This is a genomic window from Vibrio sp. 1978 (genome assembly GCF_033344345.1).
This window is the reverse complement of sequence record NZ_JAWPOP010001120.1, coordinates 1-501: the sequence shown is the minus strand read 5'-3', so window position 1 is coordinate 501 and position 501 is coordinate 1. Positions and strand designations below refer to the sequence as shown.

1 protein-coding gene is annotated in these 501 nt (G+C 45.9%); it reads right to left on the bottom strand.

Features of this window, described 5'->3' with window-relative positions:
* Positions 1–46: 46 nt before the first annotated feature.
* The coding region (locus R8N49_RS30965; protein WP_318190930.1) for a chemotaxis protein CheW at positions 47–501 on the bottom strand (455 nt) is incomplete at its 5' end.

Genomic DNA, 501 nt, shown 5'->3' with positions numbered 1-501 from the left:
AATGGTACAGATAAAAAAGGCTCTTCAGCCATCGGCAGTCAGCCAATTATAGGTTAGCCATCTCGTCCCATTCGTCGTCAGTTAGCAGCTTGTTCAAATCAACAAGGATCAGAAGCTTACCGTCACGGTTGCTTACACCTTGGATGAATTTCGCGCTTTCGTCTGTACCTACAGAAGGCGTAGTGTCGATCTCAGAAGAACGTAGGTAAACCACCTCAGCAACGCTATCTACCAAGATGCCGATAACTTGACGCTCTGATTCGATCACGATGATACGTGTGTTATCAGTTACTTCGCCTTCCATCAAACCGAAGCGTGAACGTGTATCGATAACCGTTACAACGTTACCACGTAGGTTGATGATACCTAGTACGTAATCTGGCGCACCTGGAACTGGAGCAATTTCAGTGTAACGAAGAACTTCACGAACTTGCATTACGTTGATGCCGTACGTTTCTTCTTCTAGTTGGAACGTCACCCACTGAAGAACTTCGTCATTCG